Here is a 26,259-nt window from a genome sequence, read left to right on the forward strand (position 1 = left end):
CGACGGGGCAGGGACGCCCCGTCGCGGCGGCCCGCTCCGTAATGTCGGAGTGAGGGCACACCGAGCCTAAGCGAGGTGCCGAGTGGTGGGGCGAGGACCTTTTGGTTAGTTTTGGCTGGGCCGGCTTCCGGGCCTTTCAAAAGTGACCCGCTGTAAGAGCGGAACCGATATAAGCCATAACCTCAATAAAGGATATGCACTCAAAACCCCGCAGCGCCTTATCTAGGCCCCGAAACCACCAGCATCTGCCCCGGTTTCAACGCCTGACCCGTCCGCGGGTTCCAGCGTTTGAGATGCTGCATCTCAACGTTAAAACGCTTGGCCACGATATACAGCGAGTCGCCTTTTTTGACCTTGTATTGCACCGGCTTCTTGCTGTCAGCCTTGGCCACTACCTTGCGCGTGTCCTGCATCACCAGGCTTTGGCCAACCTTCAGCGCCTGCCCATTGAGCTTGTTCCAGCGCTGCAGGTCATGCACGTCAACCTTGTTCGCCTTGGCGATCAGCGTGAGGTTGTCGCCGGTGCGCACCTTGTAGCTGCGCGTGCGCCCGGCAACGCGGGCGGTCTCAACTTCGTCGAATACTGCCTTTTTAGGGCGCATCGCCAGCAGTTCATCAGGCCGCATCGCCGAGAGGCTGCTGGCCAGCAAGTGTGCCTTGGAGCTGGGCACCAACAAATGCTGAGGGCCGTCCAGGGTTGTGCGTTGTTTCAAGGCCGGGTTGAGCTGGAACAGTTCGTCTTCGTCAATTTCGGCCAGCGCGGCAACCCGTGACAGGTCCATGCTTTGCTTGACTTCAACCACTTCGAAGTACGGCGTGTTGGCGATCGGGTTGAGGTTCACGCCATACGCTTCGGGCGCCAGCACCACTTGCGACAGCGCGAGGAACTTGGGCACGTAGTCCTTGGTTTCCTGGGGCAGCGGCAGGTTCCAGTAGTCGGTCGGCAGGCCGAGCTTTTCGTTGCGCTCGATGGCCCGGCTGACCGTGCCTTCGCCGGCGTTATACGCCGCCAGGGCCAACAGCCAGTCGCCGTTGAACATGTCGTGCAGACGGGTCAGGTAGTCGAGGGCGGCGGTGGTGGAGGCGGTGATGTCGCGGCGGCCGTCGTAGGCGCGGGTCTGGCGCAGGTTGAAGTAGCGCCCGGTGGAGGGGATGAACTGCCACAAGCCGACCGCATCGCTGCGCGAATAGGCCATTGGGTTGTAGGCACTTTCAATCACCGGCAGCAGCGCCAGCTCCAGGGGCATGTTGCGTTCTTCAAGGCGTTCGACGATGTAATGAATGTAGAGACTGCCGCGTTCTCCGGCGTTCTCCAGGAAGGATGGGTTGCTGGCAAACCACAAGCGCTGTTGCTCGATGCGCGGGTTTACGCCCAGGCCTTCCTGTAATTGAAAGCCCCGTCGCATGCGTTCCCAGACATCCTGGGGCACTTCGGGGCTAGGCTTTTCTGAAAGCCAAATAGGTTTTTGCTTGATCTTGGCGGCAAGATTGGGTTTGGGTTGCACGGTGGATTGTGCAGCGAAATTCGTCGATTGGCAGCCCGCCAGCGTCGCGGACACAGCCACCGCCACAGCTTGAGCCAGGCGGGTCAATGCGTCTGAAGAGATGGATTTACGAATAGATGACGACATTGGCTGGAAGTAAGTTCCGGGCAAAAATGTCGGGCGATTCTAGAAAGCGCGTGGGTCGCGGTCAACCATTCAGAATTTACGTACCAGATTGCACGCCCTTAGAACTTATCTTTCCATGCCCTCAAGCTAGCAAACACCTCGGCCCCAGAGCGGTTGTCGCGACCATTCCGTTCGTCCGCTTTTTGTTTAACAGATGTTTCAGCGGTGCGTAAAAAAGGGTTAGTACGTTTTTCCAGGGCCAGGTTGGACGGCAACGTTATCTCGCCGCGGGCGCGCATTTGGTTGACGTTTTGCACACGCTCGGCAATATCGGCGTTGTCCGGTTCCACCGCGAGGGCAAACTTGAGGTTACTTTGTGTGTACTCGTGGGCACAGTAAACCAGCGTATCGTCGGGCAGGGCGGCCAGACGTTCCAGCGACGTGTGCATTTGTAGCGGGGTGCCTTCAAACAGGCGGCCGCAACCGGCAGCGAACAGGGTGTCGCCACAAAACAGCACGCCTGAATGGTAAAAGGCAATATGGCCGAGCGTATGGCCCGGTATTGTATACACCTCGAAGTCCCAGCCGAGCGCGGTAATGCGGTCGTTATCCTGCAGGGCTGTGTCGCGCGCCGGGATGTTCTCGCTCGCCGGGCCGTAGACCTTCGCGCCGGTAACACTTTTCAGTTGCTCCACACCGCCGACATGATCATGGTGATGGTGGGTAATCAGGATGTCGCTGAGGGTCCACGCCGGGTTCTGCTTGAGCCAGGCCAGCACCGGCGCGGCATCGCCGGGGTCGACCACCGCGCAGCGCTGGGTTTGCGGGTCTTGTAACAACCAGATGTAGTTGTCGGTGAAGGCGGGTAGGGCACTGATCTGTATCATTCGTCGATTCGCCAAGCTGAACACATTGGTGCATCTTAGAACGTCTAGGCGAGTTGGAGAATGCAATGACTGATAAAGCGTTCGCCCAGGCCGATCCTGAGTGGCTGGCCCTGATCGGCGCAGCGCGCGACTGGCTGAACGGGCCGATCGGGCAATTTTTGCTGGATGAAGAGCGGCGCATGCTCGAAGACGAGCTGGGCCGGTTCTTTGGCGGCTATCTGGTGCATTACGGCCCCTCGGCCCAAACGCCGCCCGCCGCGCCGCAGGTGCAGCGCAATGTGCGCCTGGGCGCACCGTTGCCCGGTGTGGAAATTGTGTGTGAGGAACAGGCCTGGCCCTTGAGCGAACACGCCGCCGATGTGGTGGTGTTGCAGCACGGCCTGGATTTCTGCCTGTCACCCCACGGTTTGCTGCGCGAAGCGGCGAGCAGTGTGCGCCCTGGTGGCCACTTGCTGATTATCGGTATCAACCCCTGGAGCACCTGGGGCCTGCGCCATATGTTCGCGCATGACGGCCTGCGCCAGGCGCGCTGCATCTCGCCTTCTCGGGTGGGCGACTGGCTGAACCTGCTGGGCTTTGCGCTGGAGAAACGCCGCTTCGGGTGCTATCGTCCGCCGCTTGCGTCGACCCAGTGGCAAGGCCGCCTGGCGGGCTGGGAGCGCCGCGCAGGCGCCTGGCAGTTGTCGGGTGGCGGTTTCTACTTATTGGTGGCGCGCAAGATCGTGGTCGGGCTGCGGCCGGTGCGCCAAGTGCTGCGCCAGCCCATGGGCAAGCTGGTGCCGATGCCAATGGCCAAGGTCAACCGCAAGCAAAGCGAACCGTAACACCCTCTTTTTTGATTTCAGGCCGAACTTGTCGGCCTCGGGATACTGTCGGCCGATTGCCGCCAGCCCGTTTTGATGGATGCAACCGATGACCGATAGCGTAGAACTCTTCACCGATGGCGCCTGCAAGGGCAACCCTGGCCCCGGCGGCTGGGGCGCCTTGCTGGTGTGCAAGGGCGTGGAGAAGGAACTGTGGGGCGGCGAAGCCAACACCACCAACAATCGCATGGAGCTGATGGGCGCCATTCGCGGCCTGGAAGAACTCAAGCGGCGCTGCGATGTGCTGTTGGTGACCGACTCGCAATACGTGATGAAGGGCATCAACGAGTGGATGGTCAACTGGAAAAAGCGCGGTTGGAAAACCGCCGCCAAGGAGCCGGTCAAAAACGCCGACTTGTGGCAATTGCTCGATGAACAATGCAACCGCCATAACATCACCTGGAAATGGGTGCGTGGGCACATCGGCCACCCTGGCAACGAGCGCGCCGACCAGTTGGCCAACCGTGGCGTGGACGAAGTGCGGGGCTACAAGCAGAGCTGAGGCCGGCTGACGTGTTAACATCGCGCCCTTTGATTCACACCACACTGCATAACACACCGTTGAGAGCTGAACCCTGATGGCCATCCGATCTGTTGTACTCGATACCGAAACCACCGGCATGCCGGTGACCGATGGCCACCGGATCATTGAAATCGGCTGTGTCGAACTGATGGGGCGCCGCCTCACCGGGCGTCACTTCCACGTGTACCTGCAACCGGACCGGGACAGTGATGAGGGCGCCATCGGCGTGCACGGCATCACCGACGAATTCCTCAAGGGCAAGCCGCGTTTCGCCGAAGTGGCCGATGAGTTTTTCGACTTCATCAACGGCGCGCAGCTGATCATCCATAACGCGGCGTTCGACGTCGGCTTCATCAATAACGAGTTTGCCCTGATGGGGCAGACCGATCGGGCGAATATCGCGCAGCACTGCTCGATTCTCGACACCTTGATGATGGCCCGCGAGCGTCACCCAGGCCAGCGCAATAGCCTGGATGCGTTGTGCAAACGCTACGGCGTCGACAACTCTGGCCGTGAACTGCACGGCGCGTTGCTCGACTCCGAGATTCTGGCCGACGTTTACCTGACCATGACCGGTGGGCAAACCAGCCTGTCACTGGCCGGTAACGCTTCGGACGGCAGCGGTTCGGCGGAAGGCTCGGGCAACCGCGCTTCGGAAATTCGTCGCCTGCCGGCGGAGCGCAAACCCAGCACGATTATTCGCGCCAGTGAGCAGGACCTGGCTGAGCACGCGGCGCGGTTGGAGGCTATCGCCAAGTCGGCGGGTGCACCGGCGTTGTGGGCTCAGTTGACCCAGCAATAAGCCGGTTGAGTGGTTGGGTCAAAAGTGCTTTTTTGTGGGAGCGGGCTTGCTCGCGATGCAGCCAACTCGGTGTACCTGACAGACCTAGGCGCCTGCATCGCGAGCAAGCCCGCTCCCACATAAGGCGCATTGCAACAGTGAAGCGGGTGCCTTAAACGCCGAGTCGACAGGGTCGATTGCATCAAGGGTTAAGTATGTTTATGCACGCTGTAATGAACCCGAAGTACCCGGGGCTCAGTGTACGGGTCGCCGACGAGGGCTTTGATGCCTACGTGTGGGGCAATGATTTCAGCTTTGAGGTCAGTGCCTACGGCGTGCCCGAAATGGGCCTGCGCGTCGACCAATGGCCCGTCGAGCGCATCGTGCCGTACCGCAAGTGTTATGGCATCGACCCGGAAGAGTTCAGGAGTTTTCGCGACGCACCCGACAGCGCGATCTTCATGGCTTACCTGGATGACCGTGCGGTCGGGCATATCGTGGTCAGCACCAACTGGAACGGTTTTGCCCATGTTGATGAACTGGCGGTGGTATTGCCTGCACGGCGGCATGGCGTGGCCAAGGCGTTGCTCGATGTGGCGCAGTTCTGGAGCCGCAAGAAAAACCTGCCGGGCATGATGCTCGAAACCCAGAACAACAACCTCGGCGCGTGCCGCTTGTACGAGCGTTGCGGCTATGTGATGGGCGGCATCGACCACCTGCGTTATCGCGGTATTGACCCGCAAACCCGCGAAGTGGCGATTTTCTGGTATCGGTTGTTCAAGTCAGAACGGGACGCGGCGGGCTAGGTCAGCAAGGCCTCGGCCTTGAGCGCGATGATCTGCAGCAGCGCGTTCAGCGCTGGCGTGGGTTCTGCACCCTTCAAGCTCAATGCGTAAAGAACCACCGGGATCGGCGGCGATAACGGGCAGGCGTCCAGCCCGGCCTCGCGCGCGCCGGAGGCGGTGAACGGGTCGACAATCGCCAGGCCTTCGCCGGCTTCGACCAGGCTGCGCATCATCTGATAAGTCTGCACGCGTGTGTGCACCACCGTCAGTGGGCGCAGCGCTTGCAGCTTGGCGTCCAGCAGGCGGCTCAGCGGGTCATGCCCTTCAAGCCCGATCATCGACTGCCCGGCGAGCTCCTGCAACGCGATGTACTTTTGCTTGGGTTTGAGCCAGCCGTGGGGCGCGAGCAATTGCAGTTTGCCCTGCGCGAGTACTGTGCTGTGGATGTGCGCATGTTGCGGGTCATGCAGGCTCAGGCCCACATCGGCTTCGTGCAGCAGCAGGCTTTTGACAATCTCACGCGTCGGCTGGCTGGACACGTTGCACGGTGTGTCCTGAAAGCGTCGGCGCAGCAGCGCGATGCTTTGCGGCAGCAGTTGGTTGGCCAGCGGTGCGGTACACACCGCACGCAAGGCGGGGGCGTGAGGGTGTTTCAAGCGGCTGGCCAGGCGTTGTAGCGGCTCCAGCGCCTCGTAGAGCTGGGCGATGGCGGGCTGCAACTCAAGTGTTTCACGCGTCGCTTGCAAACGCCCGCGCACACTGGCAAACAGCATGCAGCCCAGTTGTTGCTCGGCGTCCTTGAGCGTCGCGTCCACATCGCCCACGGGGAGTTGCAACCATTCGGCGGCCGTGCCGAGGTGTCCGGTCTGCAAGATCGCCTGAATCACTTCGATATGACGTAAACGCATCGCGGGAGTCTATGTTCAGTGCGGTGTGGTTTCAATGGCTGGGTAAAAAACAGCGCGGGCGTGGGTGTGGTTGCGCTACCGTTAAGCGCGTAGGCCGCTGCAAACAGCCTGTCACACCGCGCGTGTAATAACCGACCAATAATCAGGGAGCCTTGCGATGTCCGGCAAAACCGCAGTCAGGGGTAACGTGCGCAATCAGCGAGGGCTTACGCGTTGGGCAGTGCTGGTGGGGTTGATCGTCATCGGGCTGTTGGCCCTGGCCGTGGGGCCGCGGCTGTTTGGCGATGTGGCGCTGGCGGAAATCGCCCAGACCAAGGCTCAGTTGGGTGATTTGGGCGCAGCGCTCGAACGCTTTCACCAAGACACCGGTCGTTATCCCAGGGACGAGGAGGGCTTGGACGCGTTGACCACGCAACCCGCCGGTGAAGCGAAATGGAAAGGCCCTTACATCACCGAAGACCAGCTCACCGACCCATGGGGCGTTGCCTTTCAGTATCACTACCCGGCAACCCAGCCCAACACGCCCTTCGACCTGTTTTCGTTCGGCAAGGACCGCACGTTGGGCGGCGTCGGCGATAACAAGGATATTACCTACGGCGACCACTGATTCATCTGGGGTTTAAGTGAAGGAGATCCGTCGGCCGTGATCACCCGGCCCAGTCAACGCCATCAATGGCCAGGACTGAGCAGGTCGATAAGGCGAGATCTTATGAAGCGAGGGTAGTTTGCGATTCGCGGGTGATAATGGTGCCCGACTGGATCAATCTGAATTCATCGCCTTCCAGTTTTTCTACACGATCGCCAATGGCCAGCTTGTAGGTTGTGGAGGGCGCCGAGCCAGCCAGGTCGCCTTGCACCGGGTTGGATTCCTGGAACTCATGCACCGAATACACGCGTCCTTCCGCGTCTCTGGCATGGAACTGTCCGACAAGTACTGCAGCCATCTGTTTAGAACCTCTGGAGATAAACACTCGATTTGCGGTTCTGTAGACCGTCAGAGAGCGGGGTAGTTTACCTATGGAAAAAAAATACTATTCGTTGATACTTCCAGACGCTTCCTACGCATGGGAGGGCGTGGCAAGCCTCTGCGGGATTTTGAAAACCTGCTGGTGAACGCGGCGCGAAGACTTTATAACTACAAGCCCCTTTAGTCAGACGTCAGGAAAACCTCAATGAGCAAGGTCTACACGGTTGCCGTCCTGGTTGGCAGCTTGAGAAAAGCGTCGATCAACCGCAAAGTCGCCCTGGCCTTGGCCGAACTGGCCCCGGCCAATCTCAAATTGAACATTGTCGAAATTGGCGATTTACCGCTCTACAACGAGGACATCGACGGAGCATCGCCGCCAGCAGCGTACAGTACTTTCCGACAACACGTGAGTTCATCCGACGCGGTGCTGTTTGTGACCCCGGAATACAACCGATCCGTGCCCTCCGCGCTGAAGAATGCCATTGACGTAGGCTCGCGTCCTTACGGGCAAAGCGCCTGGAGCGGCAAGCCGGGCGCGATCATCAGTGTGTCGCCGGGTGCGATTGGCGGCTTTGGCGCCAACCACCATCTGCGCCAGTCGCTGGTGTTTCTTGATGTGCCGTGCATGCAGCAACCCGAAGCCTACCTGGGTGGCGCGGGCAGCGTGTTTGATGACGCGGGCAAGCTGTCGGAGAAGACCGCGCCATTTTTGCAGGCGTTTATCAATGCCTATGGCAAATGGGTCGAAAAACAGCACGGCTGACCGCGAGAACCCGGCCCCCAAAGCCGGGTTCTTATGACGTGCTCAGCGTAGCCAGTTGGTGCGCGCCAGCTCGATCACTTCGTCGCCGCGCCCGCTCATCACCGCTTTGAGCATGTACAAGCTGAAACCCTTGGCCTGCTCCAGCTTGATGGTGGGCGGCATCACCAGTTCTTGAGTGGCGGTGACGACGTCCACCAACACCGGGCCATCGTGTGCCAGCGCACGACGCAGCGCGGGTTCAAGGTCTTCAGATTGCTCTACACGAATCCCCAGAATGCCCATGGCGTTCGACATCGCCGCAAAATCCGGGTTTTTCAGCTCGGTGCCGGTGTCCAGGTAGCCAGCAGCTTTCATTTCCATGGCGACGAAACCCAACGATGAGTTATCGAACACGATGACTTTAACCGGCAATTTCAACTGCGCCAGCGAGATGAAATCGCCCATCAGCATGGCGAAACCGCCGTCGCCCGACATCGAAATCACCTGCCGCCCCGGAAACGCTGCTTGCGCACCGATGGCCTGCGGCATGGCATTGGCCATCGAGCCGTGGTTGAACGAACCGATCAGGCGGCGCTTGCCGTTCATCTTCAAATACCGTGCGGCCCACACGGTGGGCGAGCCAACGTCGGCGGTGAAGATCGCATCGTCGTCCGCCAACTCGCTGAGCAACCGCGCAACATATTGTGGGTGAATCGGGCGGCCGGCCTTTGACGGCTGCGCCAGGTCATCCAGGCCCTGGCGAGCTTTCTGGTAATGCTTGAGCGAGGTGTCGAGGAAGCTGCGGTCGGTCTTGCGCGTCAGGCGGGGCAGCAGGGCGTCAATGGTTTCGCTGACGTCGGCGGCAATGCCCAGGTCCAGCGTGGCGCGACGGCCAAGTGCCTGCGGGTCGCGGTCGACCTGAATGATTTTTGCGTCGGTCGGGTAGAACTGACGGTAAGGGAAATCGGTGCCGAGCATGATCAGCGTGTCGCAATCGAGCATCGCGTGGTAGCCGGAGCTGAAGCCGATCAGGCCGGTCATGCCCACATCAAAGGGGTTATCCCATTCCACGTGCTCTTTGCCGCGCAGGGCGTGCACCACGGGCGCGCCGAGGGTATCAGCCAGCGCCAGCACTTGGTCGTGGGCACCGGCACAGCCACTGCCGCAGAGCAGGGTGACTTTTTCGCTGCTCTGCAGAATCTCGCTGAGGCGTTGCAGGTCTTGTTCCGCCGGCAACGTGCGCGGCGCGTGCAGTGCTGGCCACGGCTTTAGCGTGTCTTCGACTTCAAGCAGCGACACGTCGCCTGGAATCACCACCACTGCCACGCCCCGGTTGAGAATCGCCGAGCGCATGGCGCGGTGCAGCACGTGGGGCATTTGTTCGGGGTTGGTGACCAGCTCGATAAAGTGGCTGCACTCTTTGAACAGCTCTTGGGGATGGGTTTCCTGAAAGTAGTTCAGGCCAATTTCGGTCGACGGAATTTGCGCCGCAATCGCCAGCACCGGCACATGGTTGCGATGGCAGTCGAACAGCCCATTGATCAGGTGCAGGTTGCCCGGCCCGCAGCTGCCGGCGCACACGGTCAGCTCGCCGGTGGCAGCGGCTTCGGCTCCGGCGGCGAAGGCGGCAACTTCTTCGTGGCGCACGTGCATCCACTCGATGCTGTCCATGGTGCGCAGGGCGTCGGTGAGGCCGTTGAGGCTGTCGCCGGTCAGGCCCCAGATGCGTTTGATGCCCGCCTGTTCAAGGGTGGTCGCCAATTGCTGGGCCAGGTTTATTTTCGCCATGAAGAACTCCAATCGTCAGTAAGGTAAAAAATTGCTGATCAATAGGGGACAGTTCGATTACGGCGAATGCTCCGTTTTTAATGTGAAGATTGCGTTAGGGAGGGGGGGCGTAACGGGGCGCTTCTCAGATCAAAAGCAAAAGCACGGCGACCTGAGTGGTTGAAGCAGATCAAAACCGGCTTGCATACACAGCAGATCTGCTTTTTTTGCTTTTTGTGGGAGGGGGCTTGCTCCCGATAGCAGTCTTACAGTTGATACATGAATTGACTGACCCACCGCCATCGGGAGCAAGCCCCCTCCCACAGTTTGACCACATTCTGCTTGAGGGATTGGGCCAGCTTCCGGGCCTTTCAAAAGTGATCCGCTGTAAAAGCGCAACCGATATAAGCCATTACCCCAATAACGGATATGCCTTCAATCTAAACGTAAGGAGCCCTAGCGACGACGAAACAGCGGCAGCGGCTCATCCGTGGCCGCCTGGTACGTCACCGAGAAATCCTTGAGGCTTTCCAATGCTTCGTACGGGTCTTTGTCCGCGCGCAAGGCGAAGGCATCGAACCCGCAGCGGCGCAGGTAGAACAGTTGGTCGCGCAGCACGTCGCCAATCGCCCGCAGCTCGCCTGTGTAACCATAACGGTCACGCAGCAGGCGCGCGTTGGAGTAGTTGCGGCCGTCGGTGAAGGCCGGAAAGTTCAGCGCGATGACCTGGAAGTGTTCCACGTCAGCGCCTATCTCTTCAGCTTCTTCATCGGCGTCCAGCCACACACCCAGGCCGCCGTCGCGGGCCTTGAGGGCGTGGCCGTGTTCGCGCCACAGCGCCAACGGCACGATCAGGTCGTCGCAGTTGGAGATGCCGTCGAAGCTCGCGTCCTTGGGCAGCAGGTGCCAGGTTTCGTCGAGCACTTCGTTGTTCTTAATGATTCGCTGCATAGACGCGCTCCTTGAACAGGTCAATGCCGATGCGCTGGTAGGTGTCGATGAATCGCTCATCTTCGGTGCGCTGCTCAACGTACACGTCGATCAGTTTGCCGATCACCTCGGGCATGGCTTCCTGGGCGAAGGACGGGCCGAGGATCTTGCCCAGGCTCGCGTCGCGGCTGGCGCTGCCACCCAGGGACACTTGGTAGAATTCTTCGCCTTTCTTGTCCACGCCCAGGATGCCGATGTGGCCAACGTGGTGGTGACCACAGGCGTTCATGCAACCGGAGATGTTCAGGTCCAGCTCGCCGATGTCGAACAGGTAATCCAGGTCGTCGAAACGGCGCTGGATTGATTCGGCAATCGGGATCGATTTTGCGTTGGCCAGCGAGCAGAAGTCGCCGCCCGGGCAGCAGATGATGTCGGTCAGCAGGCCGATGTTCGGCGTGGCGAAACCTTGCTCGCGCAGTTCGCCCCACAGGCTGAACAGCTGCGACTGTTCAACGTCGGCGAGGATGATGTTCTGCTCGTGGGAGGTGCGCAATTGGCCGAAGCTGTAGCGCTCGGCCAGGTCGGCAACGCCGTCGAGTTGCTTGTCGGTGATGTCGCCCGGTGCAACGCCGGTCGGTTTAAGCGACAGGGTCACGGCCACATAGCCGGGTTTTTTGTGGGCCAGGGTGTTGCGGCTGCGCCAGCGCGCGAAACCTGGGTGTTGCGTGTCGAGTTCGGCCAACTCGGCGTCCTGATTGCTCAGGGCCTTGTAGTCCGGGTCGACGAAATGCTTGGCAACGCGATGCACTTCGGCGTCGGTCAGGGTGGTCTGGCCGCCGCGCAGGTGTTCCATTTCCGCGTCGACTTTTTGCGCAAATACCTCAGGGGTCAGCGCTTTGACCAGGATCTTGATCCGGGCCTTGTATTTGTTGTCACGACGGCCGTAGCGGTTGTAGACCCGCAGGATCGCGTCGAGGTAGCTCAACAGGTCCTGCCATGGCAGAAATTCGTTGATGAACGCGCCGACCACCGGCGTACGGCCGAGGCCGCCACCCACCAGCACGCGGAAGCCCAGCTCGCCGGCCGCGTTGTGCACCGGCTCCAGGCCAATGTCGTGCACTTCGATGGCGGCACGGTCCGAGGTCGAGCCATTGACGGCGATCTTGAACTTGCGCGGCAAATAGGCGAACTCAGGGTGGAAGGTGGTCCACTGACGCACAATTTCACACCAGGGGCGTGGGTCGATCAGCTCATCTGCCGCCACACCGGCGAATTGGTCGGTGGTCACGTTGCGCAGGCAGTTGCCGCTGGTCTGAATCGCGTGCATCTGCACGGTCGCCAGTTCAGCCAGAATGTCCGGCACGTCTTCCAGCGCCGGCCAGTTGAACTGTACGTTCTGGCGGGTGCTGATGTGGGCGTAGCCCTTGTCGAAGTCACGCGCAATTTTGGCCATCATGCGCGTCTGGCGCGAAGTCAGTTGGCCGTAAGGCACGGCGACCCGCAGCATCGGCGCAAAGCGCTGAACATACAGGCCATTTTGCAGGCGCAGAGGGCGGAACTCTTCTTCGCTCAGCTCACCTGCCAAGTAGCGTCGGGTCTGATCACGGAACTGCTTGACGCGGTCCTCGATGATGCGCTGATCGTATTCGTCGTATACGTACATATAGGTCCTGTTCTCGGCAAATCTGCGCGCACGGCCGCGCACTCCAAACGGAGCCGGCGCACGATACCAGTTTGCGTTTATGCGCAAAAGTGATGTTTGAGTATATGCAAAGAACCAAATCGACTAATGAGACTGATTATCTTCATATCCACATTTGTCACAGAGGCAAGCATGAACTTTACTGTGAGCGTGTCTTGATGCAATCACCTATAAAACCGACAAGAGGCGATGCGATGAGCAATTCGACAAAAGCCCGTAAACCCGAGAGCAGCGTGGACGCCTGGGCCATTCTGTTCTTGATAATTTTGGTGGTGGGAACCGCCGTGTTCTGGGTCAGCCACCCGTAAAGTCTGTTGATTGAGCCTCGATTGAATGTCGCATTGCCATTATCATGGCGGTCAACATTCAAGGCTTGAACAACCATGTTGAAGGGTCTTATTACGTGCGTGTGGTTGCTGGGATCGACGTTCGCGGCGATGAGCCATGCCTCGTCGGTGGTGTTTCTCAACCCCGGCACGTCCACCGAAACCTTCTGGGTTGACTACGCGCAATTCATGCAGGCCGCCGCCAAGGACCTCGGCCTGGATTTGCGCGTGCGTTATTCCGAGCGCGATGCCCGCAACACCCTGGCGCAGGCCCGCGAAGCGCTGCAAGGCGCCGAGCGCCCCGACTACCTGGTGCTGGTAAACGAGCAATACGTCGCCCCGCAAATTCTGCGCATGGCCCTGGGCAGCGGGGTCAAGTTGCTGATGGTGAATAACGCGCTCACTCCCGACCAAGTGCACTTGCTGGATGCCGGCGAGGACGCGCCCTGGATCTGCAGCCTGGTGGCCGATGACGAGCAGGCGGGTTACCTGATGCTCACCGACCTGCTGCGCCAGCATGGCCCGGTCGAGCCTGGCGATTCCCTCGACCTGCTGGCGTTTTCCGGCGCCAAGAATACGCCCAGCGCGCAACGGCGTGAGCAAGGCCTGCGCCGCGCCTTGGCCGAGCATCCCGAAGTGCGCCTGCGCCAGTTGGTCTACGGAGAATGGAGTCGCCAACGCGCGTTCGAACAAGCGACGCAATTATTCAAGCGCTACCCGCAGACCGCGCTGGTGTGGTCGGCCAACGACGAGATGGCGCTGGGTGCCATGCAGGCGCTGCAGGAGAGTGGGCGGCTGCCGGGCAAGGACGCGTTGTTCAGTGCAATCAACAGCTCGCCGCAGATTTTGCAGGCACGCCTGGACGGGCGGCTGACGACATTGGTTGCCGGGCATTTCACCTTGGGCGGGTGGGCCATGGTGCTGATCAACGACGACGCCAAGGGCGTCGACATCAGCGCCTATGGCGGACGTGACCGGCAGCAAGCGTTATTCCAACTGATTGATGCAGCCCAGGCGCAGCGCTTGCTTGCGCCAACGCAACCGGTGAATTTTCAGGCGCTGTCGGCCCAAGGCAAGCCTGCGTCCTACCGTTACCCGTTCAGCTTGCAACTGCTGCTGCGCTGAACACCCGCAAAGGGCAGCACCCGTTTGACGATGCCGAACAGCATCAGCGCAAAAACCGCCGTGAACAGGATGCCCAGCATCACAAACTCCGCGCGCGTCGTAGCCGTGTCGTAGCTATGCACCACCGGCCTGGCGCCGGCCGGTGGTGTGCTGTCACTCCACATCACAGGAGTGACAGCATGTCCGTATACCCCCGTTCTACCCGCAATAAACCACCCGCTGCGACCTTGAGTATTCACGGCGACTTCCTGGAAAAGGCCGTTCCGCAATGGCTGGTTGATGCCACGCCCGCTAGAAGGTCGGCGGTTAAACAGGCCGCCCCGGTGTTGCCGGGCTGGTACAAAAATGCCTCGCCTGCGCAGCGCAAGGTAGTCGACGCGAGCTTCAAGGCCAGCGCCACGGCTCAGAACCGGCTGGATAAAACCCTGTCGACGCTGCTGGACATTGATGCGTTCGCCGAACCGCTATTGCGTAAGGAACTGAAGGAGCGTTTCAGCGTAGAGGTGGACGTCAACCAGACCTTTTTACGCCTCAAGCGCGCACTGACGGTGAGCATTTTGGAAGTGGAGGCGGCGTCGTACAAAGTCCTCGCGCTGCCAATGCTGCAGGCCGCTTTGCATAACTTTGAAGCAGCGGAATGTGAAGCCGGTGCTTATCACAGCTCATCCGGTTTCACGGTGGCAGGTGCCGAGCCCGACACGTTCCAGTCGGTCAATGTGAACCTGAGCGTCAGCCAGTTTTTAACCCTGTGCCGCCGCCTGGATCTGGGCGCGAAGTATCAGGCTTACCTGCGGTCGTTCTTTTATCCGACCGATGCGGTGACTGAAGCCACCCTGCGCCGGCACTTCATCGCCAGCCAGAAAACGGCCATGCGCGCGGCTGCCGAACAGGCGCTGTTGACCCAGGACATAGAGCCTGCGGACTACGCCATGATTGTGTCGGTGATCAACGGCGAGGTTCATCCCCGGATGGGCGACAAGCAAGTCTGGTTCAAAGACATGGGCTTGATGAAAAAAAGAATGGTCGGCTGTATGGCCTTTGTTATCTGTGAAAAGTACCGCTATAGCGACGAGGTGATTCTTTATATCCCGCATGACCGCGCCCATCCACTCAAGCGCTATACCTCGTCGCAGATGCGTGCCGAATTCAAGCGGCTGTTTACCGCCAGGGACAGCCTGGCGCCGACCGATCCCAGCCCGACTGAGTACCAGCGGTTTTACAGTCAGTTCGTGCCCTACCATCATCGCCCTTACTATTTCAGTCAGTTCAGCAAAAAAACCGCCGACTCACCGAGTGGCCCGCTGACGTCTCCCTGGCGCACAGTCATTGAGGTTTTCAGCGGGGTGTCGAACATTACCCGTCTGGGGCCGCTACCGCCTGAGCCTGCGGCCAAAATGGAGCCGGAACCCGACCCCTACATTGCGGCCTCGACCGTTACCCGCAAAGGCGCGGGCATCTGGGCTGACAACGTCGACCCGTGGACCTACCTTTACGAGCAGAACCGCGACAAGGTCTTGGCCGATGCGCGCAGTCACGCGGTGCCCACCGAAGACGTGGATGTGAAGGCGCGTGAGGCCAAGCTGGCGCATCTGCTGGAAATCGGCATGCTGGCGCTGAACGCTGTGTCCATGTTTGTGCCGGTGTTGGGCGAGATCATGCTGACGGTGATGGCCGGGCAACTGCTTTACGAAACCCTTGAAGGGTCGATCGAATGGGCCGAGGGCGACAAGCGTGCCGCCAAGGAACATCTGGTCGACGTGGCAGAAAATCTCGCACAGATCGCAGTGATGGCGGCAGTAGGTGCCGGCGTCAGCAGGTTCAGGGCGGTCAAGCCTGAGCCGCTGCTTGAGCGCCTTAGCCCGGTGACGTTACCCAATGGCGAAACGCGCCTGTGGCGGCCCGACCTGAGGCCTTATGAAAGCTCGGTTTCGCTGGCCAACAGCTCAGGCCCGAATGCCTTGGGGCAGCACGTGGTCAACGGCAAGACGTATATCCGCCAGGGCACCAAGGTCTACGAAAAAACCTTCGATGAATCGATCAAAAAGTGGCGCATCGTGCATCCAGCGGATGCCAGCGCCTACCAACCGCTGCTCGACAGTAATGGCTACGGCGCCTGGCGGCACAGCCTTGAGCGCCCGCTGGAATGGGACCGTTTGACCCTGTTACGGCGCATGGGCCATGTGACCGAGGCTTTTTCCGATGTTGAGCTGATCAAGGTCGCAGATGTGAGTGGTGTCACCGACAACGCCCTGCGCAAAATGCACATGGATCATGCCGCGCCACCGCCCGAACTGGCGGATGCCTTGCGGATGTTTCGCGCAGATTTGGGCGCAGGCCAAGTGATTGAACAACTGCGCGGCACGCAGCCGATTGATGAGCGGTATTTGTATGTGTTGCCGCTGGTGGCGGAAATGCCGCGCTGGCCCGCCAACCGCGTGCTTGAGGTGTACAAAGGCCCAGGGCTGTCGGGAGAGTCCGTTAAATATGGTTCCGAACGCCTGTTTCGTGAGGTCGCGGCAAAGCCGTCGATCAAGGTCAGCCGCGCCGATATTTTGAGTGGTGAATTGCCCGCGCGTATCCTCGCCAGCCTGGACGAGGCCGAGATCCTCGGGCTGCTCGGTGAGCGCGGCGCGCGCCTGCGTGAGGCCAGGGCGCAAGAGTTTGGCAAACGCATCACTGATTATGCGCGGACCCGCAAACCGGCGATTTTCGACAGCATCTACCAGGGCACCGAAAAGCTTGACCGCTACGTGCAGCTATTGCAACGCACTTGCCCTGGGCTCAGCGAGTCGGCGGCCGAGGAGGTGCTGGCGCATGCGGCTGCCGATGACCTCAAGCAACTGCACAGCACACGCCGGGTGCCGCTGAACCTGCTGGAAGAGGCCCGCTGGTATGCGCGGCAAGGGCGTCAAGCGCGAGCCTATGCCGGTTTGCGCAGCGACAACATCGCTTCGGCAGACAGCCGGCGGCTGGCGTTGCACACCCTGGAAAAACTGCCGGGTTGGCCGCAAACACTGCGCCTGGAAGTGCGCGACGGCAGTACCCGTGGCCCGCTGCTTGACAGCATTGGCAGCGAGACTGCGCCAGACAAAAAATACCTGGTCAAAAAAGGCCCGAGCTTTCAGGCGTTTGACGAGCGTAGCGAGGCCCTCAACAGCGTGCGCATGGAGGGCGATAATTTCTATATTTCGCTGATGCATGCCATGCCCGATAACGCCCGGCAGGGGCTGGGTGTGCCGCAGGTCAGTCAACATGCTCAGTTGAAACAAAAAATCATCGACTTTGCCGACGCTTATCGCAGTGAAGCGGTAACGGTGCTGGAGCCGCAGAGCCAATGGTTCAGGCCGCCCGTGCGGGTTAACGGCAAGTTGCTCGGTTATTACGCCAGTGGCCGTGCCCCCGGCCTGAAGTTGAACCTCTCGGCTCGGGCGCGAGCGATCTACCCGGAACTGAGCGACGCGCAGGCCGATGGCTTTATTCGCCAGTTGTCGCAGGCCGGTAAAAGCGACAAGGAGATATTCAATCTGTTGCAGAACCGTGAGCGTGAGTACACCGCGCTGACGTCGACACTCGACCAATGGGTAGGCCAGCCTGCGGTGGCACCTGACCCATTCAGTGCAACCCCCAACAATTCGGCGTATTACCATAGAAATCAACTCGCGCAGTTGTTCAAAGCGCTATGGCGGCGTGCACCGTTAGCCGCAACGGACAGCAGCGCCGCGCGTTTTTCCATTGTCATGAATGAGTCGCCACCACCGCTTGCGGCTGACTTTTCACATATTCGCGAACTGTCGGTGGGCGGGCGCGGCCTCAACGATGTTAATGCCGATGGTTTTCTCGCACGGTTTCCCAACGTAGAAACCCTGTCGGTCGGCGAAAATGGCCGCATATGGGACCCGGTCATATTCGCCAAGCCCTCTCTGACGACAGTGCCACTGGCCTTGGAGGGCATGACGAAACTCAAGAGTCTGACGTTCAAGGCGGACTCTTCGTCGTTGGCAGCGGACTTTTCCTCAAGGCTCAATGCACTGACGTCGCTGGAGGAATTGCATATTGATTGCACCGGATTTGCCCGTTCCGAACGCCTCAATAGCCTCGATTTGTCAGCGTTGGTCCAGTTGAAAACATTGCGCTTCAATGCGCCCCATACGCTGTCGGTGTGGCCTGCCTATGTTGAGAATCTTGCCCGCCTGGAGCGTCTGGATCTGGTCAATACCAGTATCCGCGAACTCCCTGAGGCGCTTTATTCCGGGCATGAAAAGCTCTGGGCCGGCTTGTCGCTGGACTGGTCAAACTTCTCCCGCGAGGCGTTCAGGCCCGCGAATGACTACGTCAAAAACTATCGGGGTGAGAGGGAGCATATTGCTGACCTGCATCAGATGGTCAGAGGGTACGCCAAGGGCGAGTTGCAGTCCCTGATGGGCATTTCCCGTACGACCACCGCTCTGCATGCAACGATAATGGAGACCTGGGACACGCCTGAAACGAGGTTTGCTGCTATCGAGGCCCTTAGCGAGGAGTACAGCGGGCTTTTCGAGGGGTTTTATGATCCGAATGCCAACACCGGGTCGCGCTTCAGGCTGCGTTCAGCAACCTGGCAAGGGGGGCCAAATGCCGACGTTATCAGTGCCCTTGAAAACAGCTGGCGCGGGGCTGTGGCCCAGCGCTACAACTTGGCAGCCGACGTGTCGGTATTTGAGTTGCCACCGCCGGAATTTCAAGTGACACCTCCGCTTCTTGTTGTGGAAAACGTTGTACTGCCTTCACTGCCGGCCGGCAGTTTTTCCCATGTACGCACGTTACGCCTGGGCTGGCCGGGTGAGTCTGTCGAGCAGACACGCAGTTTTATCCGGGCATTCAGCGGCACACAAACCCTTGAGCTGCGTGGTCATGGTTTGACCGAAGTACCGATTGGTCCGGGCGATCTTCCCACCTTGACCCAGCTTGATCTGTCCAATAACCGCCTGGTGGTTACGCCAACCGTCCAGCAGCAACTCAATGACCTCAACAGCCTCGAGCTGCTGGACTTACGCAACAACCCCTTGAATGGCCTGGATGTCAGTGGGTTGACGCGGCTAAGGGCGCTGCACCTGCGGGCGACGCAATTGCAGGCCTGGCCGACAGGGGCTGAGGGTTTGCCACAATTGGCCTGGCTCGACTTGCGCGACAATCAGATGCCGACATTACCTGCACAGGTCTTGGCTAACGATGAGGCGTTGATGAATACCAACTTGGCCGGTAACCGGTTCAGCACCGAGGGCGAAGTCGCGATGACAACGGCGCGTCGGCGTGTCGAGGCAGCCAAAGGCTTGCCCGAGGGCACGTTGAACCAGCTTGATCGGGCAGCCATGCCGTCGGTATTTCCAGCGCAAGAAATCGACTTATCCATCGCTCGTTACTTACTGCCGTTACCCCAGCCCGCGATTGGCCTTGAAGAGGCGGCCGGGCTTGCACAGCGCTTGCAACATCTGAGTCCGGCGCTTACCGATGAGCAGGCTCTGCAACGACTGGAGCAACTGCGTAACGATGGGCTGAGCGACGCGCAAATAGATACGCAACTTAGTGCATGGCACCAGGACCTTGAATCGCTGACGCGCAAGCTCAATGGCTGGCTCTACACCGCCGAGCTACGAATCTGGGCTAAGAAGACCGAGGTTGAGGGGCGCAGGCTGATTGCCTTGCGTATCATTGAGTGCTGGCAAAGCAGCTTGGCAGCCGACCCAGGTTCTGAGCTGAGCCTGCAGGGCCTGCAAACCGAGCGTTTGCCTGAATTGGATATTCAATTTACGCAGGTCCGAACGCTGGATTTGACCGGCGTGCGGTTCTCGGGGCAAAGCGTCAATGGCTTCCTCAACAGCTTTCCGGCACTGCGCAGATTGGTCCTGAGCGGTAACGAACTGACCGCGCTTCCTGAGGCGGTTGAGCGTATGAACCAGCTCGAGCGACTGGAGCTGGCTGCCAACAGGCTCAGCGATCCCGAGGCGCTGTATCGGCAACTGGAGGGTGCACGCTTGCGGTGGTTGGACCTGAGTCACAACAACCTGAGTGCTTTCAGCTCCCGCGCCTTCAGCCTGCTTGAGACATTGGACCTTAGCTACAACGGTATTACGCACTGGCCCGACGGCGTACTTGAGGCCACAGATCTGCAGACGTTGAATCTCAGTGGCAATGCCCTCACGACTTTTCCGGACCGCTTGCTGGGCGGCAACCACGAGAGGTTGGTGGCGGTCACCGATCTTTCCGATAACCATCAGCTATCCCTCACCAGTTTTGAGCAACTCAGGCACTACAGCGATACCCATCAAGGTGGGGCTGTAATGGGGCTTGCGCGGCACGAGATTGACACCAGAATTAGTGATCTTGAGAGTGACTCCGATATAGGTACGGGCTCTGAAAACAATTCTGGCTCTGATTCGGACGGTGACTCCGACGATGATGGTGCCGGTTACCAGCCCTTGGAAGTCATCCCTGACCCGGCGGGGGAAACAGGCGAAGCGGTGCTGGCATCCTGGCTGCTGAACACACCCGAAGCGCTGGCCGCGTCCAGGCGGCAATTGTGGCTGCAATTGACGCAGGAGCCGGGTCATGCGCCGTTCTTTCATTTGCTCTCGCAACTACGCGATACCCATGAGTACCGCTTCACCCGTGTTGATCTTACCCGGCGGGTATGGGTTGTGATCGACGCCGCAGCCGCCACTGCGCATCAGCGTGAGCTGTTGTTCGTCGCGTCGCAAACCCACAACACCTGTATCGACGGGCGCACCCTCACGTTCAGCGCAATGGAGGTGCTGGTGTTCGAGGAGAATGCGCTACGTGACGTTCCGGTTCGCAACCTGAAGCTTCGGGGCCAGCGTTTGTTGGCGCTGTCCCGGCAATTATTTCGTCTGGACCAGATCGACACATTGGCCGAGGCTCGCGCGCGAAATATGGACCGCGCCGAGGTACGCCTGCAGTATCGAATCGGCATGACCCACGGTTGGCCTGACGGGCTGGAGTTGCCAGGGCAACCCACGCATATGGCGTTTGGTACGCCGATCAGCGGGCAGGTGTTGATTGGCGCTCGCGCCCAGGTGCTCGCGGCGGAAGCGTCCGACACGTTTTATGAAAGCCTGATTGCGCGTGATTATTGGCTCAACTACCTGCGCACACGCTATCGCGAAGCGTTCGATGCGCTTGAGGATAATGCGCTAACGCGTCAAAACGCGCTGGAAGATGAACACAGTGCCAGGGAACCGGGCACCGACAGTCAGGAGCGCTACGAAGTGGCGTTGAACCTGTTGGAGATTGAGCTGGGCAGTGCACGCGCGCAAAAGCTGATTGAACTGTCACGACAGGAGGTGCTGGAGCTATCGACCGGCGCTGTCGAGACGCCAGCGCCTGCGTCGCCGCAACCCGGGCCGTCTTCGCGTCAGTAGTGCATCAAGCTGCAATACCCGCACTGCGTGTTTGTGCGGGTATTGCAGCCTTGCCGTAGACCTGCAGATCCCAGCCTTTAACCGGCTGGGATTTTTTCGGTTTAATCAGACCCGTGCGGGTTCCAGGCCAAGGAACAACGCTTGCCCCAGGGGCTCTGTGATCGTGGCTTTATCCAGATTGACCACGGCACGGTTGTCTGCAGCAGCCTTCTCGATCAGTTGCTTGCGCGTGAAGTAGCGCTGCGCCGGCAGCTTCAAGTGGCCGAAGGTGTATCGCGCTGCTGGAGTTTCGACGCTGGGATAGTGGAAATGCGCGTACCACAACACCTTGAGCAGGTTTTTTTCGCGCACCGAGTATTCAGTCAGAAAGTCACCGGCCGCGAGCGGCGCCCGGCTGCTGACCAAGTTGATATCGACAAAGCCGTGGCGCCACAGATAGGCGATGTTGGACGCTTTGGGCAGCTGTTGCTTGTACCCCTCAGCGCACACCTCACGGGCCAGTTTCAATATGGCGGACGCCTCGTCACGGTAAGACTCGATCAAGGCCTCGGCGTCGGCATGGTTGGCGTGGTCGCGTTTGATTTCATCGGCCAGTGCTTCGATCTGGTCCGCATGCTGGGTCAACATGTCTTCCCAATCCAGCGGGGTGAGGGTTTCGCGTCGTGCGGGGTCCTGGAGTTTTTTCTGCTGGGTGCGCACCGTGCGTTCGGTTTGCGCCCGTTGGGCAATCACGGTTTCGGCTTGGGTTCTGATCGCGGCCAACGGACGAATCAGTGGCGCTGTCGGCGGTATTGCCGGCGTTGCGGGGGCAACCTCGACCCACACACCTTCATCGGCGTGTTCCAGGTAGGTGGCGACGGTCTGCCCAGTGGTCGAGTCCTTGATGTCGACAAAACTGCCGGGCGTTTCAGGTTGGGACGGGCGCAAATCGCCCACCAACGTACTTTTGTTGCGCGTCTTGAATACCTTGCGCGTGGCTGGCTTTGCACGCGTGGGCGCGGCCACGCTTGGCTGGTGGGCGAAGCCTTCCTCCCTGAGGATCAGGTCGGCCAACTGTGCTTCCAGGCTGGTACGGGCGGCGATGAGTTGGTCCAGAAAGGCTGCCCGATATTCCTCGCGCACGAAGCCGGAACCCATGTCCACCAGTGAACTGACGGCGTTCTCCAGTCGCTCATACCGCTCAAGGGCGCTCTTGAGCACATCAATTTGTTCTACCGTCGAGTAGCCGCTGGTGGTGCGCATTTCCGTATGCGCCAATACGCTGCTGGTGGTTTTGGGGTCGGTGAGTTCCTTGATGAAAGGAAACTCCGCCATGTCTCGGGAGCCATGGCTGCGATTCAGTACCAGTTCGACAAGCAGCAGCAGTGCGTGTTGTTTGGCGACGACTGAAGATATATAGCGATCAGAAGGTCGGTCTCGCAAGAGAAACTGGCGCAGTTGCGGGTCGGCCTGCTTGAGGGCGGTTTCAATTTTTTCTGCGGGTTCGAGCATCTGTTGGCGCGCTTCAATTTGCAGTTTCTTGGTCTGGATGTAAGTCTCGTAGGCGTTTGTAATGTTTTGGGCCATTTCGCGATTGAGCCGTTCACCGAGCTCGTCTGAATTTTCGCCGTGATCGGTTTCAAGGGTGTCGGTAAATTTTTGCAGCAGGACCTCGTAGACTGAACCCCAATAGTCATAGAGGGACTTTGCAGCATTATTTCGCGCTTTTGTGTGTTTCGGATCGGTCCTGTCGGCGTCCATCAGCTCGCCAGCTTTGGTTTCGATCTGCTGCATCATGGCATTAACCGCCTGAGCGCTTTGCCGGTAGTTTTCGAACGCGACATCCCAATCGGCTTTGGCCTTTGCCGTCAGGCGGCGTCGTTGCTCATGGCGAGCCTCGATGCTGGTGCGAAGCGCTGGAATCTGCGCTGAAGTGCCGAGTCTTAACCAATCTTCGCGCAAGCTTTTTTTCTGCTTGACCACTTCGGAGCGGGCAACGTCCAGCGTTTTTTTGAACGAAAGCGAAGACATCGCCAATGGCAGGAATTTCACATCCAGGCTGATCAAGTCTCCCTTTAGCGCGGCGATCCGATCTCGATTCTTTCGCTGCCACTTGTCCAGTTTTTCCCTGGGCATTCCGCCCTCCAGCCGCGCCTTGCGTTCCAGCCGCCAATGCCCCTGAGCGTCGCTGGCCAGCTTGAAACCGGGGCGTAGCGGGTGCTGTGGATCCACCAGAAAGACCTCGCCGAAGCCGGGCACCACGCTGACTCGGAACAGCAGCCCGCCGACGCTGGCGTGCCAGGTATCGCCAATGCGGTACAACCCCTTGAGCGTGCCGCTGGCTTCAGGCGATGGCAAGGATTCGGGCCAAGGCACGTGCACATCGAGCAACGCTTTCAACAACTTCGCACTGGCCTGAGGGCTGGCAATCGAGCGACTGAAATCCAACGGCGTGTGGCCTGTCGCCGGCGGCTCACCGGGCAGCGCCACGCGGCCATGGTGAACCCGCTGCGCGCCTGGCGCATTGGGCAGGCCTGCGGCGCGGCGCCAGGCTGCCAGGTGCAGGGCGTTGTCTTCAGGGGCGAGTTGCGGCAATGGCTGGCCGGTTCTGCTGGCGGGCGCAGCGGCGTGCAACAACACCATGGCGGTATTGATCAGCAGATCAATCAGCGCCAACTCGCGGGTGGTCGGATCATCGCTGCTCAGGCCCGTCAGATCCTGCTCCAGGCTGGCGACCAATACCAGCAGCCAGCCGGCTAACATCGCCGGGCCGCTTGCCAGTGGCAACAACAGGCTGTTGAACAGCAGCCAGGCACCTTCCATCACAATGGCCCAGCGGCTCTCGCTGTTGGATACCGATTCGCGATCCGCCAGGTCCACCAAGGCTCGTGCGGTGCTACCGAACAAGTGATTAAGCAGTTGGCCGTTGACTTGCGACTGTAGCCATTCTTCGGCGCCTTCATCGACTGCCAGCGTCGCGGGTACAGGGCTTTCAGGGGGCGCGAACTCATCCCCAGGCAAAAAGCGAATAATGTGCGGCTCTTTGATCCCACCGTTATCGTAGACCGGACGCGCCTTGTCACTCAGCCAGGTCAGCACACTGGTCTGCAACGTGCCGGGGGTGGCAAGTGCATCCAGCAGGGCCTGGCGTGTGGGGTATTGATACAGGGTGTCGGCATACAGCGGTCGATACAGCAAGTGCGGGCCCGTTCTGGTATCGCGCGGCTCGATCACGAAAAAATTGTTGACGGTATCGGGTGCGGCACCCGGCTTTCGGCACAACGCCAGGGGGCGCAGGACGATCTCCTGACTGTCGACGATTCTGTCTGCGGGGGTTTCGCCCATCAAGGCTTTTATATACCGGTAGCCGGTGGTGGTGATGCTGTATTGCTGCCTGATCGCATACTCCAGTGCGAGCGTCGGCAGCTGCACCTTGAGTTCGCGGGTAAACAGGTTCTCCCGTTGGCGTGCGTCGGCGGTATCGGACAGCAACAGGTCCTTGATTTTCTGCGGGTAGGCGGTGCCAATGTCTACACGCTGGATCAACCCCTGGCTGCCCAACAGGTAGTTTTCGTTCAGCCAGTCGGGGAGCGTCGCAGCGCTTTTGGACGACAGCTTCAGCGTACCTTTAGGCTTGCCGGCGAGATTCTTCAGGGCCAGTTCCGTGAGTGACATCGGCACGTGTTCGATAATGCCCGCACCGCCAGGGAAACCGGCCGCCACGGCGAAGTCCAACAGCACATCGTCGGGATCGTAATCCGCATGGTCGGTTTGCATCTGTTTGCGCAACGCGTTGCGGCTGAAAACCTGGATATTTTCAATGCCCTCGTTAAATGAGCGACCTTGGTTGAGTTGCAACACCAGGGCCATGTCCTGCAGATGGCGGTGGTAGGCAAAGCGGTCGTCGGCATTGGCGTGCTTGAGCCACGCCGGTAGTTGCGCGTCAACCTTTTGCAAAAGCTGCGGGGCGGCCACGCGGGCTTGGGTAAACAGCAGGGCCGGGTCCGTGAGTTTTTCCAGGGCACGATCAAGTGCTGCTTCGCTTTGCCCCTGGAAGGCCAGTGTTTCGAGGTCTTCCAGTTGCTGATTGAGAATAAGCCCGGCCTGCTGTTCGAACACGTTGCCATCGGGCTCATTGCGCCGCCAGGTGAGGCTGTCAAACTGGAACTGCGCGCGCATTCGGGCGCTCCAGGCTTCGCCAAAGGCATCCAGGCAGTCAAACGACTCGACAGCTCCGGCCACGCTGCACAGCAGCACCTGCCTATTGCACACCAGCAGCAGGTCCGGGGTCAGCAGGCGTACTTCCTTCCCGGCTCCAGACAGCGTGGATTCAATGAAATAGGCATACGTGGTGGGCGTGGAGTGGCGCAGACGTTCGAGGCGCACCGGCCAGGCAGCGGTGATCGCCAACATGTCCCGTTGTGTTTCGCTCAAGCGTGAGGGGCCGGCTGCGGCTGCGGTCATTTGACCGTTGAGAAACTCGCCAAGCCACTGCCAGCGACTGCTGCCGTAGTTATCGGTTTCGCTCCAGTAATCGGCAAGGTCCTGCTGGTAATGCAAGTAAAGCGATCCGGGCAACTCGTCGATAATTTGCGCAATCACCTGCATGTCGATGTCAGCCAGGCCACTGCCCGGTGCGGGCGAGAGATAGAACGGCATTTCGCCCCGTGGTCGCAGGTCAAGCAACTGGGGGGTGCGGACATGCGCGACAGCGACATTCACCAACAGTGGGAAGGCATAACCGCCGGAGGGTGTGGGGCTGGCCAGCTTGAGTGTGAGCAGGTCGAACTCAAGGGCTGGATAACGCGCCCTGATGCTCGCGCGCAACGCTTTGAAAACCACTGAAAACAAGGCGGGACGCGTGGCGAAATGTTCGTGGATTGCCTGGCTGGGCAATAGGCCGAGTGCCATGGGTGTATCTGACATGACGAAATCCTTTTTCTGTAGGT

The 26,259-nt window shown here is 59.8% G+C and carries 16 protein-coding genes; 8 read left to right on the forward strand and 8 right to left on the reverse strand.

Annotated features, from left to right (window positions below; translation table 11 throughout):
• Window positions 1–218: 218 nt before the first annotated feature.
• Window positions 219–1,631, reverse strand: a complete 1,413-nt coding sequence (locus ACOZK9_RS23100; protein WP_058411687.1) for a transglycosylase SLT domain-containing protein — start codon at window positions 1,629–1,631, stop codon at window positions 219–221.
• 98 nt (window positions 1,632–1,729) lie between these two features.
• Window positions 1,730–2,497, reverse strand: a complete 768-nt coding sequence (gloB, locus tag ACOZK9_RS23105; protein WP_421556648.1) for a hydroxyacylglutathione hydrolase — start codon at window positions 2,495–2,497, stop codon at window positions 1,730–1,732.
• Between the two features lie 65 nt (window positions 2,498–2,562).
• On the opposite strand from gloB, the gene ACOZK9_RS23110 reads away from it, so the two are divergent.
• The 4 genes from ACOZK9_RS23110 (at window position 2,563) to ACOZK9_RS23125 (ending at window position 5,470) form a co-directional block, all read left to right on the forward strand.
• On the forward strand, window positions 2,563–3,321 hold the full coding sequence (locus ACOZK9_RS23110; RefSeq protein ID WP_058411685.1) for a class I SAM-dependent methyltransferase: 759 nt from the start codon (window positions 2,563–2,565) through the stop codon (window positions 3,319–3,321).
• 88 nt (window positions 3,322–3,409) lie between these two features.
• Window positions 3,410–3,862 carry a ribonuclease HI gene (gene rnhA / locus ACOZK9_RS23115; RefSeq protein WP_029291380.1) on the forward strand — a complete coding sequence of 151 codons (453 nt, stop codon included), beginning with the start codon at window positions 3,410–3,412 and terminating at the stop codon, window positions 3,860–3,862.
• 82 nt (window positions 3,863–3,944) lie between these two features.
• Window positions 3,945–4,685, forward strand: a complete 741-nt coding sequence (dnaQ, locus tag ACOZK9_RS23120; RefSeq protein ID WP_183141072.1) for a DNA polymerase III subunit epsilon — start codon at window positions 3,945–3,947, stop codon at window positions 4,683–4,685.
• A 212-nt stretch (window positions 4,686–4,897) separates the two neighbouring features.
• Window positions 4,898–5,470, forward strand: a complete 573-nt coding sequence (locus ACOZK9_RS23125; protein ID WP_058411683.1) for a GNAT family N-acetyltransferase — start codon at window positions 4,898–4,900, stop codon at window positions 5,468–5,470.
• Here the strand turns inward: ACOZK9_RS23125 and ACOZK9_RS23130 are convergent.
• The gene (locus ACOZK9_RS23130) at window positions 5,467–6,357 is read right to left on the reverse strand and encodes a LysR substrate-binding domain-containing protein (protein WP_152749452.1); all 891 of its coding nucleotides are present in this window, start codon (window positions 6,355–6,357) and stop codon (window positions 5,467–5,469) included. The genes ACOZK9_RS23125 and ACOZK9_RS23130 overlap by 4 nt on opposite strands.
• A gap of 157 nt (window positions 6,358–6,514) precedes the next feature.
• Here ACOZK9_RS23130 and gspG point away from each other — a divergent pair, with 157 nt between their 5' ends.
• Entirely contained in the window at window positions 6,515–6,964 is a 450-nt protein-coding gene (gene gspG / locus ACOZK9_RS23135; RefSeq protein WP_421556633.1) for a type II secretion system major pseudopilin GspG, read from the forward strand.
• Between the two features lie 100 nt (window positions 6,965–7,064).
• On the opposite strand, the gene ACOZK9_RS23140 is transcribed toward gspG, so the two are convergent.
• Window positions 7,065–7,301, reverse strand: a complete 237-nt coding sequence (locus tag ACOZK9_RS23140) for a hypothetical protein (protein ID WP_058411680.1) — start codon at window positions 7,299–7,301, stop codon at window positions 7,065–7,067.
• A gap of 228 nt (window positions 7,302–7,529) precedes the next feature.
• On the opposite strand from ACOZK9_RS23140, the gene ACOZK9_RS23145 reads away from it, so the two are divergent.
• Entirely contained in the window at window positions 7,530–8,087 is a 558-nt protein-coding gene (locus ACOZK9_RS23145) for an NADPH-dependent FMN reductase (RefSeq protein ID WP_058411679.1), read from the forward strand.
• Between the two features lie 42 nt (window positions 8,088–8,129).
• Here ACOZK9_RS23145 and poxB read toward each other — a convergent pair whose 3' ends face one another.
• The 3 genes from poxB to ACOZK9_RS23160 form a co-directional block, all read right to left on the reverse strand.
• Complete coding sequence (poxB, locus tag ACOZK9_RS23150; RefSeq protein ID WP_152745216.1) at window positions 8,130–9,854, reverse strand: ubiquinone-dependent pyruvate dehydrogenase; 1,725 nt, start codon at window positions 9,852–9,854, stop codon at window positions 8,130–8,132.
• 435 nt (window positions 9,855–10,289) lie between these two features.
• Window positions 10,290–10,784, reverse strand: a complete 495-nt coding sequence (locus tag ACOZK9_RS23155; RefSeq protein WP_058411677.1) for a DUF934 domain-containing protein — start codon at window positions 10,782–10,784, stop codon at window positions 10,290–10,292.
• Window positions 10,768–12,426, reverse strand: coding sequence for a nitrite/sulfite reductase (locus ACOZK9_RS23160; protein WP_421556634.1), 1,659 nt, complete (start codon window positions 12,424–12,426; stop codon window positions 10,768–10,770). The genes ACOZK9_RS23155 and ACOZK9_RS23160 overlap by 17 nt, the downstream gene beginning before the upstream one ends.
• Before the next feature lie 422 nt (window positions 12,427–12,848).
• Between ACOZK9_RS23160 and ACOZK9_RS23165 the strand changes: the two genes are divergently transcribed.
• Together ACOZK9_RS23165 and ACOZK9_RS23170 are read left to right on the forward strand one after the other, a co-directional pair.
• On the forward strand, window positions 12,849–13,916 hold the full coding sequence (locus tag ACOZK9_RS23165; RefSeq protein ID WP_421556635.1) for an ABC transporter substrate-binding protein: 1,068 nt from the start codon (window positions 12,849–12,851) through the stop codon (window positions 13,914–13,916).
• A gap of 179 nt (window positions 13,917–14,095) precedes the next feature.
• Window positions 14,096–21,331 (forward strand): NEL-type E3 ubiquitin ligase domain-containing protein, encoded by a 7,236-nt coding sequence (locus ACOZK9_RS23170; protein WP_421556636.1) that lies wholly within the window; start codon window positions 14,096–14,098, stop codon window positions 21,329–21,331.
• 105 nt (window positions 21,332–21,436) lie between these two features.
• On the opposite strand, the gene ACOZK9_RS23175 is transcribed toward ACOZK9_RS23170, so the two are convergent.
• Window positions 21,437–26,236, reverse strand: a complete 4,800-nt coding sequence (locus ACOZK9_RS23175) for a dermonecrotic toxin domain-containing protein (RefSeq protein ID WP_421556637.1) — start codon at window positions 26,234–26,236, stop codon at window positions 21,437–21,439.
• Between the last annotated feature and the right edge of the window lie 23 nt (window positions 26,237–26,259).

Origin of the sequence: Pseudomonas kitaguniensis, from assembly GCF_049199985.1 — a bacterium.
In the GTDB taxonomy this organism is placed as follows: Bacteria; Pseudomonadota; Gammaproteobacteria; order Pseudomonadales; family Pseudomonadaceae; genus Aquipseudomonas; species Aquipseudomonas kitaguniensis.